This is a genomic window from Micromonospora deserti (genome assembly GCF_003236335.1).
GTDB lineage: Bacteria > Actinomycetota > Actinomycetes > Mycobacteriales > Micromonosporaceae > Micromonospora > Micromonospora deserti.
The window spans coordinates 1-18,560 of record NZ_POUB01000113.1 but is presented as its reverse complement, the minus strand read 5'-3'; the positions used below and the strand labels follow the sequence as shown (position 1 = coordinate 18,560).

The 18,560-nt window shown below is 73.8% G+C and carries 12 protein-coding genes; 6 read left to right on the top strand and 6 right to left on the bottom strand.

The features are described from left to right. Positions 1-156 precede the first annotated feature (156 nt). A complete protein-coding gene (locus tag C1I99_RS17175) occupies positions 157-1,473 on the top strand; it encodes a BtrH N-terminal domain-containing protein (protein WP_233512560.1) in 1,317 nt (438 codons plus the stop codon). A gap of 49 nt (positions 1,474-1,522) precedes the next feature. Here the strand turns inward: C1I99_RS17175 and C1I99_RS17170 are convergent, their stop codons facing one another. After that, a complete protein-coding gene (locus C1I99_RS17170) occupies positions 1,523-3,103 on the bottom strand; it encodes a 4-hydroxyphenylacetate 3-hydroxylase family protein (RefSeq protein WP_111135231.1) in 1,581 nt (526 codons plus the stop codon). A 349-nt stretch (positions 3,104-3,452) separates the two neighbouring features. On the opposite strand from C1I99_RS17170, the gene C1I99_RS17165 reads away from it, so the two are divergent. Then, positions 3,453-5,078 (top strand): MFS transporter, encoded by a 1,626-nt coding sequence (locus C1I99_RS17165; RefSeq protein WP_111135230.1) that lies wholly within the window; start codon positions 3,453-3,455, stop codon positions 5,076-5,078. Positions 5,079-5,521: 443 nt separating this feature from the next. On the opposite strand, the gene C1I99_RS17160 is transcribed toward C1I99_RS17165, so the two are convergent. Next, positions 5,522-6,883 carry an FAD-dependent oxidoreductase gene (locus C1I99_RS17160; protein ID WP_111135233.1) on the bottom strand — a complete coding sequence of 454 codons (1,362 nt, stop codon included), beginning with the start codon at positions 6,881-6,883 and terminating at the stop codon, positions 5,522-5,524. A 377-nt stretch (positions 6,884-7,260) separates the two neighbouring features. On the opposite strand from C1I99_RS17160, the gene C1I99_RS17155 reads away from it, so the two are divergent. The 4 genes from C1I99_RS17155 (at position 7,261) to C1I99_RS17140 (ending at position 11,324) form a co-directional block, all read left to right on the top strand. After that, positions 7,261-8,325, top strand: a complete 1,065-nt coding sequence (locus C1I99_RS17155; RefSeq protein WP_111135229.1) for an RNA polymerase subunit sigma-70 — start codon at positions 7,261-7,263, stop codon at positions 8,323-8,325. A gap of 236 nt (positions 8,326-8,561) precedes the next feature. Then, entirely contained in the window at positions 8,562-9,761 is a 1,200-nt protein-coding gene (locus tag C1I99_RS17150; RefSeq protein ID WP_199562190.1) for an acyl-CoA dehydrogenase family protein, read from the top strand. A 30-nt stretch (positions 9,762-9,791) separates the two neighbouring features. Next, complete coding sequence (locus C1I99_RS17145) at positions 9,792-10,214, top strand: SgcJ/EcaC family oxidoreductase (protein ID WP_111135228.1); 423 nt, start codon at positions 9,792-9,794, stop codon at positions 10,212-10,214. 93 nt (positions 10,215-10,307) lie between these two features. Next, positions 10,308-11,324, top strand: coding sequence for an SDR family NAD(P)-dependent oxidoreductase (locus tag C1I99_RS17140; RefSeq protein WP_111135227.1), 1,017 nt, complete (start codon positions 10,308-10,310; stop codon positions 11,322-11,324). Positions 11,325-11,432: 108 nt separating this feature from the next. On the opposite strand, the gene C1I99_RS17135 is transcribed toward C1I99_RS17140, so the two are convergent. The 4 genes from C1I99_RS17135 to C1I99_RS17120 all read right to left on the bottom strand — a co-directional run. Next, on the bottom strand, positions 11,433-12,824 hold the full coding sequence (locus tag C1I99_RS17135; protein WP_111135226.1) for a condensation domain-containing protein: 1,392 nt from the start codon (positions 12,822-12,824) through the stop codon (positions 11,433-11,435). Between the two features lie 15 nt (positions 12,825-12,839). Then, on the bottom strand, positions 12,840-14,348 hold the full coding sequence (locus C1I99_RS17130; protein ID WP_111135225.1) for a tryptophan 7-halogenase: 1,509 nt from the start codon (positions 14,346-14,348) through the stop codon (positions 12,840-12,842). A gap of 27 nt (positions 14,349-14,375) precedes the next feature. Then, a complete protein-coding gene (gene cmdF / locus C1I99_RS17125; protein ID WP_111135224.1) occupies positions 14,376-15,983 on the bottom strand; it encodes a tyrosine 2,3-aminomutase in 1,608 nt (535 codons plus the stop codon). Between the two features lie 5 nt (positions 15,984-15,988). Continuing rightward, a partial coding sequence (locus tag C1I99_RS17120) for an AMP-binding protein (RefSeq protein ID WP_111135223.1) occupies positions 15,989-18,560 on the bottom strand: 2,572 nt, incomplete at its 5' end.

Here is an 18,560-nt window from a genome sequence, read left to right as displayed (position 1 = left end):
GCCCGGCACACCGCGCCGCCCCGGTTCACCCCCCGGGGGCCACCGGGAGCACGTATCCTCCGACGTGGCACCGGCCGGGCGGCCCGCACCGTCCGGGTAGCCGCGGCGCCGCACCCGCCCGTCCCGTCGGCCACCAGCAGCCCCCCGAGGGGGATCATGACGACCCGCAAGCCCAGCGAATCCCGGATCCGGACCCGGATGGCCCGCACCGGCGAGAGCTACGCGACCGCGCGGGCGGCGCTCGCCACCGCCCGGACGACCCCGAAACCCGTGACCGACGCCGGCTGGGCACTGCGCGGCGGGCTGCACGCCGAGACGTCGAACGTGACCAACGTGCTGGCCCACCTGCGCGGTGACGCCGGCGGACCGCAGCTGAGCGAGGCGATGCTGCTGGGCGTCGGGGGCGGCCTCGGCGCCGGCTACATGCTGTGGGAGGTCAAGGGGCAGACGCCGAACCTGATCCTCGGGTTCCGGTACCGGTGGAGCCTGCACGACTGGGCCGAGCGCACCATGGACCGGCTCGGCGTGGGCTACCAGGTGCGCACGACGGGCAGCAGCAAGGCGGCCGCCAGTGCCCTGACCGACCTGCTCGCCGAGGGCACCCCGGTCATCATCGCGCCGGACCGGCAGGTGGTCGGCTACTGGCACCTGCCCCCCGAGCCCGCGCTGGCCGGTCGGGGCCGACCGGTGTTCGCCGGCGCCCGGCGCAGCCCCCTGGTGGCGTACGCGGCCACCGACGACGGCATCCGGCTCGACGACCGCAATTTCGCCCCGCTCACCGTCGACCCGGTCACCCTCGGCGAGGCGCGCGCCCGGGTCAGCTCGACCAAGAACCGCATGATCGTCGTACACACGGTGCCGGAGACCTTCGCGCTGGCCGACGCGGTGCGGGCCGGCATCGCCGACTGCGTCGCGCACCTGGACGCCCGGGCCAACACCGTCGCCCTGCCGGCTTGGGGCAAGTGGAGCCGCATGGTCACCGACCGGCGCAACACCAAGGGCTGGCCCCAGGTCTACGCCAAGGGCGGGATGGCCACCACCCTGCTGTCCATCTGGGAGCACGCCGAGCCGGCCGGGCTGACCGGCGGCAACCTGCGCGACCTGTACGCCGACTTCCTGGACGAGGCGGCTCCCCTGCTCGGCGACTCCGCCGACGCGGCGGCCGACGCCGCGGCGCTGTTCCGGGAGGCGGCGCGGCGCTGGCACGAGGTGGCCGAGACGGCGCTGCCGTGGGACGTCCCCGAGTATGCCCGGGTGCGGGAGTTGATCGCCACGATCTCGGCCGGCGTCGCGGCCGGCGACACGGCCACCGCCGAACGGGCGGAGGCCGCCGACGCGCTGTGGGACCTGCTCGCCGAGTACGACCGCACACTGCCCGCCGAGCCGGACCTGACCCGGCTCAGCGAGGGGATTCAGGCGATCTACGACACCGAGCGGGAGGCCGTCGCGGCGTTGCGCCACGTGGTCGGCTGACCGTCCGCCGGCGGGCGGCCGGGCGCCCGGCCGGGGCGGGGGCGGCCGCTCACTGCTCGCGCAGCGCGTCGCGCAGGCCGCGCAGGCCGTCGAACGAGGCGAGGTCGTCGACGCGCCAACCGTCCAGGTCGTACTCCGCGAGGCACCGGTCGACGAACGCCTTGTACCCGTCCATTTCGCCGCCGAGGAGCTGGGCGTTGAGCAGCTCGACGCGGGTGTTCTCGTGGTTACCGGCGTAGTTGCGCTCGTACAGCTCGTGCCGGCCGCCGAACTCCGAGCCGACCGCGTCCCAGAGCAGCTTCATCAGCTTGACCCGGTCCACCGCCTCGACCCCTCCCGAACCGCGGACGTACTTGTCGAGGTAGCCGCGGATGTCGGGGTTGGCGAAGTCCTCGGCGCTGGAATTGACGTAGATCAGGCCACTGGCCACGTCCTGGAGCACGATCTCCCGGACCCGGGCGTAGCCGACCTGCATGAACCACCGGTACGCCATGCCGTAGGCCGGGTTGGGCAGGACCGCGCCGTTGCGCCAGGTCACCGGGTTGCGGGCGGCCGCGTCGGAGAGTCCCCAGAACAGGTTCCGCCAGGCCAACACCTCCCCCAACCGGCTCTGCACGCCGCGGAAGTCGGACACCCCGGTCAGCTCCAGGGCCTTGGCCAGCAGGCCGGCGATGAACTCCAGCTTGACGGCGAGGCGGGTGCACCCGTGGAAGGTGAAGCGCTCGGTGAAGCCGGACCGGCCGGCAAACATCTGCACCTTGCCGAGGTCCCCGTAGATGAACACGTTCTCCCAGGGGATGAGGACCTTGTCCAGCACCAGGATGGTGTCGTTCTCGTCCAGCCGCGAGGAGAGCGGGTAGTCGAACGGGCTGCCCATCACCGCGGCGGTGGCCGAGTACGACGGCCGGCAGATCAGCTTCATCCCGGGGGCGTCCATCGGGACGGTCGCGACCAGGGCGAACTCCCGCCTGCGTACCGGCAGGCCGTAGTGGGCCAGGAAGTTGTGGTGGGTCAGCGCCGAGGCGGTGGCGACCACCTTCGCGCCGCTGACCACGACGCCGGCGTCGGTCTCGCGTTCCACGTGGACGAAGACGTCCGATACCTCGTCCGGCGGCCGGGACCGGTCCACCGGCGGGTGCACGATGGCGTGGTTCCAGTAGAGGACCTTCTCCTGCGCCTCGCGGTACCAGCGGCGGGCGTTGTCGGCGAAGGGCTCGTAGAAGTCGGCGTTGGCGCCGAGGGTGCCCAGGAACGACGCCTTGTAGTCGGGGCTGCGGCCCATCCAGCCGTAGCTCAGCCGGGCCCACGCGGCGATGGCCTGCTGGTCGGCGACGAGGTCGTCGGCCGAGTGGGGGGTGGTGAAGAACCGGTGGGTGTAGCCCTCCCCGCCGGCGTCGGTCGGCGCGGTCAGCACCGGGCGGGACTGCGGGTCGTGCAGCGCGTCGTAGAGCCGGGCCGTCATGCGGACCGGGTTGCGGAAGGCGGGATGGGTGGTCACGTCCCGCACCCGGTCACCGTAGAGATAGATCTCCCGGCCGTCGCGCAGTGACTCGACGTACTCGTCACCGGTCATCGGACGGGTCCGGCGCGCGGCGGCGGCCGGAGTGTCGACGGGGTCTGCCAGGGTCATCGGACGCCTTTCGCCGGGCCGGGCCGCGGGGGCGGTGCGGACCCCGGCCGGCCGTCGCGCCGGCACGGCGGCGGGCCCGCCGGGTCCGTCCTCAGCATGCTGAGCGCCCCCACGGCGGGACAAGGCCGGACGGCGCAGAGCGCAACCGGGAAGACGCCGGCCCCTGTCACGACCACCGGCGCCGTCGACCGCCCTCGTCGACGTCGGGCCGGCTCGACGGGCGCCGGCCGCCGATCCGCCGGAACGTCCGGTGACACTGGGGTGCCGCAGAGCGATGACTTTCCCGGGATCGTGCCGTCTCAACATTGAGCCGCAGGACAGCGCGGCCGATACCGAGAGGACCAAGAGCATGACTACAGTCGACGGGCAGGCAGGGGCACCGGGCGCCCCGGCCGCAGCTCCGCGGGCCAGCTGGCGGGAGTGGCTCGGGCTGGCCGTGATCTGTCTGCCCACCATGTTGACGACCGTGGATCTCAACGTGATGTTCCTGGCGCTGCCGCACGTGACGGCGGACCTGGGCCCGAGCAGCACCGAGCAACTGTGGATCTCGGACATCTACGGCTTCATGATCGCCGGGTTCCTGGTCACCATGGGAACGCTCGGCGACCGGATCGGCCGGAAGAAGGTCCTGCTGTTCGGTGGCGCGGCCTTCCTCGCCGCGTCGCTGCTGGCCGCGTTCGCGACCTCCACGGTCGTCCTGATCGTCGCCCGCGCCCTGCTCGGCGTCGCCGGCGCCACGCTGATCCCGTCGATCCTCGCCCTGCTGCGGAGCATGTTCAAGAACCCGAAGCAGATGGGTGCCGCGATGGGTCTCTGGGGCACCTCCCTGATGGCCGGCGTGGTGCTCGGGCCGGTGATCGGCGGTCTGATGCTCGGCGCGTTCTGGTGGGGCTCGATCTTCCTGCTGGCCGTCCCGATCATGGCGCTGCTGCTGCTCGCCGGCCCGGCCCTGCTCCCCGAGGCGAAGGACCCGAACGCCGGCCGGCTGGACCTGTTCAGCGTGGCGCTGTCGCTGCTGGCCATCCTGCCGTTCGTGTACGGCCTCAAGGAGCTGGCCCGGGAGGGCTGGGCGGTGCTGCCGGTGGTCTCCCTCGTCGCCGGGGTGGTCTTCCTCGTGGTCTTCCTGCGCCGGCAGGCGCGGCTGGCCCACCCGTTGCTGGACCTGAGCCTGTTCAAGATCCGCGCGCTCTCCGCGGCCCTGATGCTCGCCCTGCTGATCGCCTTCGTGATGGGCGGCGCCGGGCTGATGGCCAGCCTCTACATGCAGATGGTCGAAGGGCTCAGCCCGGTGCGGGTCGGCACGCTGCTGCTGATCCCGTCCGTCGTGATGATCGTTGTCGGCAACCTGGCGCCGGCCATCGCCCGCAAGGTCCGCCCCGCCTTCGTGCTGGCCACCGGGTCGGTGATCGCGGCGATCGGCATGGTGGTGCTGACTCAGGTGGACAGCACCGCCGGGCTGACCACCCTGCTGGTCGGTCTCGGGGTGGTCTACGTCGGCGGCGCCTCCGTCGGCCCGATGACGCCGTTCCTGGTGATGTCCTCCACGCCGCCGGAGAAGGCCGGCTCCGCCGGGTCGCTCTCCTCCGCCGTCGGCGAGTTGGGCGTCGCCCTGGGCGTGGCGATCCTCGGCCTCATCGGCACCGCGACCTACCGGGGCGCGGTCACCGTCCCGGGTGAGCTGCCGGCGGAGGCGGCAGGGACCGCCGGGGAGAGCATCGCTGGCGCCACCGTGGTGGCCGAGCAGGTGGGCGGCCCGGCCGGCGCGGCGCTGCTCGAGTCGGCCCGCGAGGCGTTCACCAGCGGTCTGAACAACGTCGCGGTGGTCTGCATCTTCGTCTTCCTCGGCCTGGCCGTGGTCGCGTTCGTCGGGCTGCGGCACGTGCCGGCGCTGGGCGACATGCCCATGCCGGGCATGCCGCCGGCCGACGCGGCGCCGACCGAGGAGGCGCCCGGCTCGGTGCAACCCGTGCACTGAGCGGCAGCCGACGAGGACGGACAGGGCGGCACGACCGCCGTTCCGGGCAGCCAACCCCCGGGTGCCCGGAGCGGCACCACGGCCGCTCCGGGCACCCACCCCCCCGGGTGCCTGGAGCGGCCGGCGCCGTCCCGGCAGCGGTGCGACGGCTTTCACCGGTCCGGCGGGGGCCTCCCGCCCCGCGGGGCGGGACACGCCTCCGTGCTGACCGCGCGCTCGCCGGCGGCACCCCGCCCCGCTGGGTGGGAATCCGCGCCCGCGTCTGAGCGCGCGGCCGGCGGAAACAGCGGCTCGCGGCCGGCCAGGACCCCTGTCACCGATGTTCCGGCCGGCTGTCAAGCCCACCGGCGGCCTGACCCGGACGTGGCGGTCACGGCGTCGGACAGCCGACGCCCCGGGCCGGCGAGGTGGCCGACCCGGGGCGGGGTGTTCGGGCGGACGGCTCAGGCAGCCGGCGGGGCCGCCGTGCCGGCGGTCGGCGCGGGCGCCGAGGCGGCTGGCGGAGCGGCCGGTCGCCGCGGCGCGTGGCGCAGCACCCGCAGCAGCATCGCCGGCCGCATCAACGCCTGCGGCGGGTCGATCAGCCCGGCCACCCGCATGAACCCCTCGGTCACCCGGGCGTCCCGGGTGGCCGCGTACTGCACCCGGGCCATGTACGCGTTGCCGACCCGGACCATCAGGGTCCGCCGTCCCTGCACGCCCGGGAAGTCCAGGTCACCGCCGGCGGAGATGTCCCAGGGAGTATCGATCACCCGGGACATGTCGGCCATGAACGGTAGCGACTCCGGCGGCCCGCCCCGCCGCAGGTGCTCGCGCAACGTCAGCGCCTCGATCGAGGCCACGCTCATCCCCTGCCCGTAGACCGGGTTGAAGCTGCACACCGCGTCACCCATCACGAGGAGCCGGTCGGGCAGCCGGGTCAGCCGCTCGTAGCGGCGGCGGACGCTCGCCGGGAAACCGAACGACACCGGGTCGTCGAGGGGCTCCGCGTCGTGCACCGCGTCGTAGACGTCCGGCACCGGCAGCGAGCGGACGAAGGCGAGGAAGCCCTCCGGGTCGGTCGGCGGGTGGTCGCCCAGCACCCCGGTCAACGACAGGATGCACAGGTCCCGTCCCACCTGCCCGAAGAACGCGCCCCGGGGGTGCGCGGGTGAGGCGACCGGGTTGATCGACTGCACGCCGTCGAACATCTCCGGGCGCATCCGGTAGTGCCGCGTGGTGTAGGCCAGCCCGACCTTGACCCGCTCCTCCGGCGGCCGCTGGTAGCCCAGCTCGGCCAGCCAAGCCGGGGTACGCGAGCCGCGACCGGTCGCGTCGACCACCAGGTCCGCGTCGAGCTCCTGCGGCTCGGCCCCGTCGGCGCGGGCGCACACCCGGACACCGACCACCCGCTGCCGGTCCGCCGTGCTGAGCAGGCCGAGCACGTCGTGCTGCTCCAGGAACCGGACGTTGGGCAGGCCGGCCACCCGGGTCCGGACGTGGTGCTCCAGCACCGGCCGGGGGGCGGTGACCGAGACCAGGCCGGTGCGGGCGGGAAGGATCCGGCGGGCGTTGAAGAACCAGCGCATCTCGCCGAGGTCGCCGGTCGGCACACCGGCGGCGGTCAGCTCGTCGGTGATCCCGGGGAAGAGTTCCTCCATGTTCAGGTGACCACGGGCGTGCAGGCCGTGGGCGTGCACCGTGTGCGGCGCGCCGCGCCGCGGTCCCCGTACGCCCAGCAGCTCGTCCCGGTCGACGACCAGGACCTCGCCGTACGACTCGGCCAGCACCCGGGCGGCGAGGACCCCGGCCATGCTGCCGCCCATCACGATGGCGCGTCTTCCGATATCGCTCACTGCGGAAACCTCCCTGACGACGGCCGGTTGCACCCCGGTGGCGACGACGCGGTCCGCGGCGTCACGGCCGTCGCCGTCGGCGCCCCCGACCGCCTCCGCGCCGACCGGCACGGCCGCCCGGCGGGTCGCCGTCGCGGGGAGGCGGGCGTCGCGGCACGGCGGCGTCGCACCGGCCACACGGCCAGCGTCACGGCCACGCCCGGCCGGTCGCATCCTCGAATGTGCGCTGCGCGCGGCGCACCGGTCGGGGCCGCGACAACGGAGAGTGAGCTGGCCGCGACCCGATCCGTGCTACCGTTTGGGCCGACCGTCGTCGATCAGCAGCTGTCGGGAGCGGGGCACCTTCCGTGAGCCGTGTCAAGGTCAAGTCCACCCAGCTCGAGGCACCCACCGCGCCGCCGCTAGACGAGGTGACGTTCGGCCGTCTCGTCGAGGGGCACCGCCGCGAGCTCCAGGTCCACTGTTACCGGATGCTCGGCTCCTTCGAGGACGCCGAGGACCTGGTCCAGGAGACGTTCCTGCGGGCCTGGCGCAAGCGGGACACGTTCGAGGCGCGGTCGACCTTCCGCGCCTGGCTCTACCGCATCGCGACGAACGCCTGCCTCGACTTCCTCAGCCGCCACCCCCGGCATCCCCGCGCGGCCCGCAGCCCGCTCCCCGGCACGGCCGGGCCGCGGGCCACCTCGTCCGATGAGGTGCACTGGCTGCAGCCCTACCCGGACCGGTTGCTGGAGCCCGCCGCGCCGGCCGAGGCCGAGCCCGACGCGGCGGTGGTCGCCAAGGAGACCATCGAACTGGCGTTCCTGGTCGCGATCCAGCACCTGCCCCCGCGCCAGCGGGCCGTGCTGATCCTGCGCGACGTCCTCGGCTGGCCCGCCGCCGAAGCGGCCGAGCTGCTGGAGGTCAGCGTCGCCTCGGCCAACAGCGCGCTGCAGCGGGCCCGAGCCAACCTCAAGGAGCACCTGCCGCCGCGCCGCACCGAGTGGGCAGCCACGGAGGACCCGACCGACGCGGAACGGGCCCTCCTGCACCGCTACATGGGGGTGCTGGAGCGCGCCGATACCGGGGCGATGGCCCAGTTGCTGCGGGAGGACATCCGGGTCACGATGCCGATGCCGGTGCCGTGCATCCCGGGGATGCCGGATCCGGCCTGGTGGAACCGGGACTCCTTCGTCGCCAGTCTGCGCGACGTGCTCGACCCGGGCTCGCCGGCCTACCTCGGCCAGTGGCGCAGCGTGCCGACCCGGGCCAACCGGCAGCCGGCGGCGGCCCACTACGTGCGCCGCCCCGGCGACACCGCCTTCCGACCGCAGGTGCTGGAGGTGCTCCGGATCGCCGACGGCCGGATCGTCGAGATCACCGCCTTCGCACCGGACCTGTTCCCGGCGTTCGGCCTGCCGACGAGCCTCTGACCGGTCACCCCGACCCGCTGGCGGTGGCCGTCCGCCGCCGCGGCCGGGTGAGGTCCGTGACGGGCGGCGAAGCCCCTCCGCCGCAACGCACTCCGGGAGATGCGGCGGGCGTCCGGCCTCTGCGATCGTCGGGGTGACCCGCCGCGCCGACCGGCGTCCGCCCCGGCGCGGAGAGCGGCCCGACCGTACGCGCCCGCGCCGGGGCGACGGCGGGCGCCCGATCCGCCTAGCCGACCATGTCCAAGGAGGGTGCCTTGCTCACCACCGATGCCCCGACGCGCGAGGAGCTGGTCCGCCGCGCCTCCGACCTCGTACCGGTGCTCCGCGGGCACGCGGGCTGGTCCGAGGAAAACCGCCGCGTCCACGACGAGGTGATCGCCGCGCTCGCCGATGCCGGCGTCTTCAGGTTGCGCCGACCGAGCCGGTTCGGCGGCTACGAGGCGGACACCCAGACGCTGGTCGAGGTCGCCGCGGAACTGGGTCGGGGGGACGGCTCCGCCTCCTGGGTCGCCTCGGTCTACTGGATCCCCACCTGGATGGTGGGCTTGTTCCCCGACCAGGTGCAGGACGAGGTCTTCGCCACCCCCGACGTCCGGGTGTGCGGCACGCTGAGCCCCACCGCGACCGCCACCCCGGTCGACGGCGGGGTCGTGGTCAACGGCAAGTGGGGATTCATCAGCGGCGCCCTGCACGCCCACTGGCAGGAGATCGTCGCGGTGCAGATCAGCCCGCAGGGCGAGCCGATGCCGATCCTGGCACTGGTGCCGATGTCCGAGCTGCAGATCGTCGACGACTGGCACACCAGTGGCCTGCGGGGCACTGGCAGCGTCAGCACGGTCGCGTCGGACCTGTTCGTCCCCGCCGAGCGGGTGCTGCCGCTGGGCGCCATCGTGCAAGGGCAGGGCGCGTCGGTGGCCAACGCCGAGGCGCCGATCTACCGGCTGCCCCTGCTCCCGGTCGCCTCCGCCTCCTCGGTGGGCACCGTCGTCGGCCTGGCGCGGGCGGCCCGCGAGGTGTTCTTCGAGCGGCTGCCCGAGCGCAAAATCACCTACACCGACTACGGCAGCCAGCGGGAGGCGCCGGTGACCCACCACCAGGTCGCCGACGCGGTGATGAAGAGCGACGAGGCGGAGTTCCACGCGCAGCGGCTGGCGACCCTGGTCGACGGCAAGGGCGTCGACGGCACGGAGTGGACCCTCGAGGAGCGGGCCCGCGCCCGAGCCGACCTGGGCGCGGTGTGCCGGCGGGGCAAGGAGGCGGTGGACGTCTTCGCCCTGGCCAGCGGCGGCTCGTCGGTCTACAACGAGGTGCCGGTCCAGCGCATCGCGCGGGACGTACAGGCGATCAACCTGCACGCGCTGATGAACCCGACCACCAACGCCGAACTGTACGGGCGGGTCCTCTGCGGCCTGGAGCCCAACACCCTCTACATCTGACCATCCCTCCCCGACGGAAGGACCCCCACGGTGACCACGAACAGTCTCGCCCCGGACGTGTCCGCAGACGACCAGGCCGCCGTCGCGGCCGTGCCCCAGCGCATCGTGGAGGCGTGGGCCGCGCACGACGCCGACGCCTTCGCCGACGTGTTCACTCCCGACGGCACGATGATCCTGCCCGGTCTCATGCGCAAGGGGCGCGACGAGATCCACACCTTCATGGCCGCGGGCTTCGCCGGCCCGTACCGGGGCACCCAGGTGACCGGGCAGCCCGTCGACGTCCGCTTCCTCGGCTCCGACGTGGCGCTGCTGATCACCCAGGGCGGCGTCCTGGCGCCGGGTGAGACCGAGGTGGCCGACGCCCGCGCCATCCGGGCCTCCTGGCTGCTGGTGCGGCACGAGGGCGGCTGGCGGCTGGCCGCCTACCAAAACAGCCCCCGCGACGCCGGCTGATCCGGCGATCGACGGCGCCGCCCGGAGGTGTCCTCCGGCCGGCGCCGTCGACGTGTCGTCCCACCCACCCCAGGCACCCGGAGGAGAGCGGACGTGCGTGTACTGGTCACCGGCGGCACCGGCTTCATCGGGTCGCACTCCGTCGCGGCGCTGCACCGCGCAGGTCACGAGGTGCGGCTGCTGGTCCGCGACCCCGGCGCGGTGGACCGCGCCCTGGCCCCGCTCGGGCTGTCCGGGCAGGACGTGCAGACCGTGGTCGGCGACGTGACCGACGAGGAGTCGGTGACCCGGGCGGTCGAGGGCTGCGCGGCGGTGTTGCACGCCGCCTCGGTCTACTCGTTCGACAGCCGCCGCCACCGTCGGATGCGGGAGGTCAACGTCGGCGGCACCGAGCTCGTGCTCGGCGCGGCCCGCCGGGCCGGGGCGGACCCGATCGTGCACGTCTCTTCGTTCGCCGCCCTGGCGCCGACCGGGGGGCGTGCGCTGCGCACCGACCTGCCAGTGGGACGGCCCCGGGAGCGGTACATGGCCAGCAAGGCCGCCGCCGAGCAGGTCGCCCGCCGGCACCAGGACCAGGGGGCGCCGGTCGTCATCACGTACCCGATGGCGACGCTGGGGCCGCACGACCCGCACCTGGGCGACCAGCTCGGCCGGCTGCGGGCGCTGCTGCGCGGGCTGATGCCGATCTGGCCGGGCGGCGGCTTCCCGGTCGGCGACGTGCGGGACGTGGCCGACCTGCACGTCGCGGCGCTGCACCCGGGGCGGGGCCCGCGACGGCTGCTGGCGCCGGGTCGCCACCTGTCCACCCGCGAGTTCGTCGGGACCGTACGCGAGGTCACCGGCCGCCGGCTGCCGGTGGTGTACCTGCCGTCGGCCGCGGTGCTGCCGGTGGGGGCCGCGACGCTGGCGCTGCAACGGATCTGGCCCTGGCACATCCCGGTGGAGTACGGGGCGGTCTACACCTGCCACTGCGACATCCGGCTCGCCGGCGACGATCCGGCCCCACCGTCGCGACCCGTGGCACAGACGGTCCAGGACGCCACCGCGTGGCTGTACCGCACGGGACTGCTCACCCGACGGCAGGCCGGGCGGGCGGCGCAGCGGGACTGACCGGCGGTGCCACCGCCCGCGCGGCGGACACAGCGGCGCCACCGCGGGCGGCGTACGTCCAGCGGTGCCGGCGGTGACCGTGGGGTCACCGCCGGCACCGCCAGCGGATCAGGGCCGTCCCGGGCCGGTGAGGATGTCGGCGAGGGTCTGCCGGAAGGTGGTGACCATCGACCGGACGCTGCTCTCCACGAACAGGTTGGTGGTGAATCCGACACTGCCGACGAAGCCGCCCTCCGGGGACGCCTCCAGCCCGAACAGCACGCCGTCGGGGATCTGCGAGCCGACCGACGCGGAGACCACCCGCCGTCGCATCGCGGCGAAGTGCAGGTCGCCGTACTGCTGGCCGAACATCATGTCGGGCGACTGGGTTACCTGGAACACGCACGCCGCGGCGTTCGGCCCGATGGCCTCGTTCATGACGTCCGGGGCCTCCTCCAGGATCTGGATGAAGGGCAGCTCGTGGGCGTACGCCGCGAGGCAGGCCGTGCGTACCCGGGCGACCACCTCCGGGAAGTCACGGGTGCCGGCCAGGTCGGTGCGGATCGGCAGGAAGTTGTAGAAGGAGCCGACGGTGTTCTGCACCCAGGCGGGGTGGCGCCCGGGCGTGAACGTGGGCACCACCAGGTCGGTCCGCCCGGTCTGCTCCCGCAGTTGGGTCAGGTACGCGGCCAGCAACACCATGAACGGGGTGCTGCGGGTGCGCGTCGCCAGTTCGGCGGTCGCCCGCCGGAACTCCTCGTCGAGCAGGAAGCGGTACCAGGACGTGACGAAGGGTTCGTCGGACCGGGTGCGGTCGGTCGGGATAGCGAACACCTGGGCGCCGCGCAGGTTCTCCCGCCAGAACTCCCGCGCCCGCCGGACCACGGCGCTGGACTGCGTCTCCTGCTGCCACCGCACGTATTCGCGGTACTGCCGGACCGGTGGCAGCACCGGGCTCCGGCCGTCCCGCCGGGCGGCGTAGCACTCGACCAGGTCGCGCACCACCAGGTGCACGGACCAGCCGTCCACCGCGGTGTGGTGGGCGGCGACGACCAGCACGGCGTCCCGGGCGTCGAAGCGGCCGAGCACGGCGCGCAGCAGCGGCATCTCGTCGATGCCGAACACGTCGGCCTCGACCTCGTTGGCGAAGTCCTCCGCGACCAGGGCACGGTCCCGCTGCGGGCCGGCGCGCAGGTCGCGCACCTCGAGCGGGACGGGGGCGGGGTGGCGCACCAACTGGTACGCCTCCCCGCCGTCGCGCACGATCGAGGTGCGCAGCGTCTCGTGCCGGACCACCACGTCGTCGAGGGCCCGGCGCAGGACGTCGAGGTCCAGCGCGCCGGTGACCCGCCACCCCCCGACGATGGTGTACCGGGGGCCGAACGGCCCGGTGTCGTCGCCGTGGTCGATGTGGTGCAGGAACTGCTGTTGCAGGGAGAGCGGGACACGGATGTCGGTCTCTCCCCGGGCCCCCGGCGGGCCGCCGGCCGGTGCCGGCGGGGGCGACAGGGTGTCGGTCATGGGGTTCCCTCCCGGTCAGCTTGCCGGCCGCGGCGGCGTCGACCAGTGCAGGCCGTCGGTGGACGGCACCAGTCCCCCGTCGCGTACCGGGACGTTCTCGTCGGCGCTCTCGCCGAGTTCGGCCTGGATCTGGATCCGCGCGCCCTCCCGGGACACCGACCGGGCCAGCGTGGCCCGGAGCAGGTCGCGATCCTCCCCCGCCTGCTGCACCGGCTGCGCGACCAGGTCGGCGAGCTCCTGGTAGGCGGCGTCGCGCCGCTGCGCGTAGGTGCCGGCGGAGACGAGGGCGGCCTCCTGCGAGGCGCCGCCACCGACGAGTTCCACGAAGGACTCCACCTCGGAGGCGGCGTTGTTGGTGACCTTCTTCGCCTTCCAGAAGTAGGAGTTCTCGTCCTGGTGCATGTCGTAGAAGGCGACGAGGAAGTCGTGGAACCGGGCGTACTCCCGCCGGTAGCGCACCTCGAACTCCTCGAAGCAGGCCGTCTCGTCGGCCCCACCGCGCAGCACCGTGTTGATCGACCGGGCGGCCAGCAGCGCGCTGTAGGTGGCCAGGTGCACGCCGGAGGAGAAGACCGGGTCGATGAAGCACGCGGCGTCGCCGACCAGGACCAGCCCCGGGCGCCAGAACTTCTCCTGGATGTACGAGTAGTCCTTGCGCACCCGGACCTCGCCGTACGGGCCGGTGGTGACCCGGCGGGCGTTCGCCAGGTACTCGGCGATGAGCGGGCACTGCTGGATCAGGTCGAGCAGGGCCTGCTCCCGGTCGCCCTGGGCGCGGTCGAGCGCCTCGGGCAGCAGCACCGCGCCGACGCTGGTCAGGTCCGGGGTGAGTGGGATGTACCAGAACCACCCGGCGTCGAAGGCGACGGCGAGGATATTGCCCTGGTTCGGCGCGGGCAGCCGCTTGCCCCCCTCGAAGTACCCGAACAGGGCCAGGTTGCGGAAGAACTCGGAGTAGCGCCGTTGGCCACCGACGCGGGTGTGGATCCGGCTCTTGTTCCCCGAGGCGTCGACGACGAACCGGCTGCGCACCTCCCGGCGCACCCCGTCCGGACCGGTGTAGCGCACGCCGCACACCCGGTCGGTCTCCGGGTCGGTGAGCACGTCGACGACCGACGTCTCCTCCCGGACCTCGACGCCCTTGCGCCGGGCGTTGTCCAGCAGGATCTGGTCGAAGCGCATCCGCTCCACCTGGTAGGCGGTGGCGGCGTCGCCCGCGAACTTGGCGGAGATGGCGAAGGAGAACGTCCACGGCTCGGGGTTGCTGCCCCACCGGAACGTCCCGCCCCGCTTGGGCATGAAGTTGGCCTGCCGGAGCTCCTCCTCGACGCCGAGGATCCGGCAGATCCCGTGCACCGTGGAGGGCAGCAGCGACTCCCCGATCTGGTAGCGGGGGAACCGCTCCTTCTCCAACAGCAGCACCCGGTGACCCTGCATGGCGATGAGCGTGGAGACGGTGGAGCCGCAGGGGCCGCCACCAACCACCACCACGTCGAACCCGGAGTCGACCTCGTTGTCCGTCACTGGACCTCCTCAACGTCCGCCGGGGTGTCAGCGCAGTTCGACATCGGTCTGCCGGACGGCGGCCACCAGCTCGCCCCGGGACAGCGCCTCGGCCACCCGCTCGATCTCGTCGGCCATGTACCGGTCCTGGTCCAGCGTGGGGGTGATGCCGCGGACGAACTCGTAGGCCGCCGCGGAGGCGGGGCTGAGCCCGTCCCGTCGCCCGGAGATGTCCACGGCCTGGGCCGCGGCGAGCAGCTCCACCGCCAGGATGTGCTGGTTGTTGCCGAGCACCCGGCGGGCGTTGCGGGCGGCGATCAGGCCCATGCTCACCACGTCCTGGTTGTCGCCGTTGGAGGGCACGCTCTGGGTGCTCGCCGCGCCGATGGTGCGGTTCTCGGCGACCAGGGCGGTGGCCGGGTACTGGGCGCCGGCGAAGCCGCTGTTGAGGCCCGGGTCACCGGTGACCAGGAACTCCGGCAGGCCGTAGCTGAGGTGCCGGTTGAGCAACCGGTTGGTCCGCCGCTCGGAGAGGACGCCGAGCTGGGTGAGCGCGATCGTCACGAAGTCCATCGCGAAGGCGATCGGCTGGCCGTGGAAGTTGGCCCCGTGGAAGACCTCCTGCCCCTCGAAGAAGAGCGGGTTGTCGTTCGCCGAGTTCAACTCGATGTCGATCTTGTTGGTGGCGTGGTACAGGGTGTCCCGCACCGAGCCGAGGACCTGCGGGATGGCCCGCAGCGAGTACGCCTTCTGCATGTAGACGTCGGTGCGCTGGACGCTGACGCCCTCCTGCTTGCCGTCCTGCAGCTGGCGGCGCAGCTGCCGGTGCTCGACGGTGAGGGCGCTGCCGCGCATCAGGGCCCGCATGTTGGCCGCGGTGTCGATCTGGCCCTGGTGCGGCCGCGCCACGTCGTGCCCCTCCGCGAGGAAGGGGCTGGTGGAGCCCTGCAACGTCTCGATGACCAGGGCGGTCACGATCTCGGCCTGTCGGACCTGGTCCATGGCCCGGCCCACCACCAGCGCACCCAGACCGGTCATCGCCGAGGTGCCGTTGATCAGGGCCAGCCCCTCCTTGAAGCGCAGCTCCATCGGCTCGATGCCGTGCTCGCGCAGCACCTCCCCGGTGGGCACCCGCCGGCCGTCGCGCAGCAGGTAGCCCTCGCCGATCACGGTGCAGGCGATGTGCGCCAGCGGGGCGAGGTCGCCGCTGGCGCCGAGGGAACCGATCTCCGGGATGGCCGGGGTGAGGCCGAGGTTGAGGTAGAGCGCCAGCCGTTCCAGCAGCTCCGGGCGGACCGCGGAGTGCCCCTTGGACAGCGCGTTGAGTCGGGCGGTGACCACGGCCCGCGCCTCGTCCTCGGCGAACAGCGGACCCACCCCGGCGGCGTGGCTGCGGACCAGGTTCGTCTGCAGCCGCACCTCCTCCGACGGATCGACCAGCATGTAGATCATCTCGCCGTAGCCGGTGGTGACCCCGTACACCGGTACGTCCTGCCGCACGATGTCCTCGAACAGCATCCGGCTCTTGCCCGCCCGGGCCAGCGACGACGACGCCACCTCGCAGGGCGCGCGGTCCTCGGCGACCCGCCGGACTCCGGCGATGTCCAGGTCCTCGCCGGTGATTTCAACCGCCTGGGCGGTCGTGGCCACAGTCAATGCACTCACTCCATCGCGTCCGTGACAGCTCTGAGGTCTGCCGATTCCGCTGGTACCGAACTCTCGCGGGCCGCGCCCGCCGCCTCCACCAGGGCGGCCATGCCGGCCAACGTGTTGTGGGTGAAGCACTCGCGCAGCGCCACCGTGACGCCAAAGCGCCGCCGGATCCGGTGGACGAGCTGGGGGATCAGCAGCGAGTGCCCGCCGGCGGCGAAGAACGTCGCCTCGGCGTCGAACCGCTCCCCGCCGAGCAGCTCCGACCAGATCTCGGCCAGGGCCCGCTCCACAGTGGTCGTCGGGATTCGGCCGGTGGATGCCGACCGGGGCGCGGGCAGCCGGCGGCGGTCCACCTTGCCGGCGACGGTGCGGGGCAACCGGTCGGGCAGCGTCTCGAAGGAGACCAGCACCATCGCGGTGCCGAAGCGCCGGCGCAGGTGGGCGCGCCACCCGCTCACCCCGGCGACCGGTGTGCCGTCGGGGCGGCGGCGCGGCACGACGTACGCGGTCAGCCGGACGACCAGCCCGTCCCGGTCGGTCACCGGGACCACCACGCACTCGGCCACGCCGTCGTGCGCGGCCAGCGCCGCCTCGACGTCAGCCAGTTCCACCCGCGTGCCGAGGAGCTTGACCTGGAGGTCCCGGCGTCCCCGGAACTCCAGCAGGCCGTCCCACCGGCGCCGCGCGAGGTCGCCGGTGCGGTACCACCGCACGCCGGTGCCGCCGTCCGGCTGGCCGGCGGGGGCCCGGAAGGCCGGGTGGCCGGTGGCTGCCCCAACGTAGCCGTCGCAGACGTGCGGGCTGCGGACGACGATCTCGCCGGTGACTCCGGTGGGGCAGGGCCGGTCCGCCTCGTCGAGGACCAGCACCTGCCGCCCGGGGATGGACCGTCCGATCGGCACGGTCGCCGGCACCGGGCCGGTGATGTCGTACCAGGTGGCCGCGATCGTCTCGGTCGGTCCGTAGATGTTGGACAGCCGGGTGGCGGGCAGGGCACGGCGCAGCCCGTTGACGAGTTGGCCCGGCAGCGCCTCACCCATGAGCACCAGCCGGGTCAGGGCCGGCCGGTCGGCCGGCTCCCGGGCGGCGATCACGGCGAGCAGTTCCCGGGCGAAGCTCGGTACGGTCTGCAGGAACGTGATCCGCTCCCGGACCAGCCAGTCGACCAGCTTTTCGGGGTGCACCCGGATCCGCTCCGGCACCGGATGCAGCGTGCCCCCGCCGACCAGCGTGGCGAACACCTCGCAGAGGCTCGGGTCGTGCTCCGGGGTGACCCACTGCGCCACCCGGGCGCCCGGCCCCAGCTCCAGCGCGCCGGCCATCCAGGTGGCGAACTGGGCGAACGCCCGGTGGGACTGGGCGATGCCCTTGGGCCGGCCGGTGGAGCCCGAGGTGTAGGCCACGTACGCGGTCCGCCGGCCCGGGTCGCCAGCGAGCGTCGGCTCGGGGCCGGCAGGCCCCGGCGTCTCCGGCAGCGCGGTGACGTCGAGCACCCGGCCGCCGAGGTCGTCGCGGAACCAGCGGGCCAGCTCGTCGCCCGGGTCCTCACCCGCTCGCAGCAGGCAGGCCGGTCGCAGCTCGGTCAGGACGGCCCGGCCCCGCTCCCCCGCGTCTCCGGTGCCGAACCAGACCAGGTGGCCACCGGCCCGCAGGATGGCCAGCGACGCGGCGAGCTGCCACGGGCCGGGTGCCATCCGCACCGCCACCGGCGCCCCGTCGACAGGCAGCGCGCGCAGGTGCACGGCCAGCGCGGCAGCCCGCCGCTCCAGCTCGCCGTACGTCCATCGGCCGTCCGCCCCGGCCACAGCCACCGCGCGCGGGGTCCGGTCGGCGTGCCGGCGGATGGTCTCGTGCACCGGCGGGAGGTGGGCGCTGTCGGGGTCGTCGGCCGGCTCGGGTGCCGGTGGCCCATCCAGCGGCAGCCGGTCCAGCCGGGTGTCCGGGTCGTCGAGCGCGGCCGACAGCAGCGTCCGCACCTGCCCGAGCAGGCCCGCCGCCGAGGCCGGCTCGAACCGGTCGCCCCGGTAGGCGAGCGTGCCGGTGACCGACGGCCAGGTCCGGCGGACGGTGACCACCAGGTCGGCGACGGTGGGGCCGCCGTCGCGGACGGCTGCGGCGCGCAGGTCGGCGCCGGCCAGCCGCAGCTCGGCCTCCGGCCCGGGCACGGCCAGCAGCACGTCGCACAGCGGCACCCGGTCCGGGTGCCGGTCGACGGGCAGCGCCTGGACCAGCCGGTCGAAGGGCAGTTCGCGGTGCTCGGTGGCGGCCCGGAAGCCCGCCGCGGCGCGGTCCAGCACCTCGGTGAAGGTGGGCGCGCCGCCGAGGTCGGCGCAGAGCACCAGCAGGTTGTCGCAGGGGCCGACGAGCCCGGTGAACTCCGGCGGGAGCACCGGTACGGGCACCACGACGCTGACCCGGTCGTCGTCGCCGTACCGGTGCAGGACGGCCTGGAGGGCGGCCAGCAACACCACCGCCGGGCTGACCTCGCGCGTCCGGCAGAACGCGGCGAGCCGGTCGGCCAGCGCCGTGCCCCAGGCGAACGGAAGCAGACCGGCGGGGGCTGAGGGCCGGGTGGTGGGG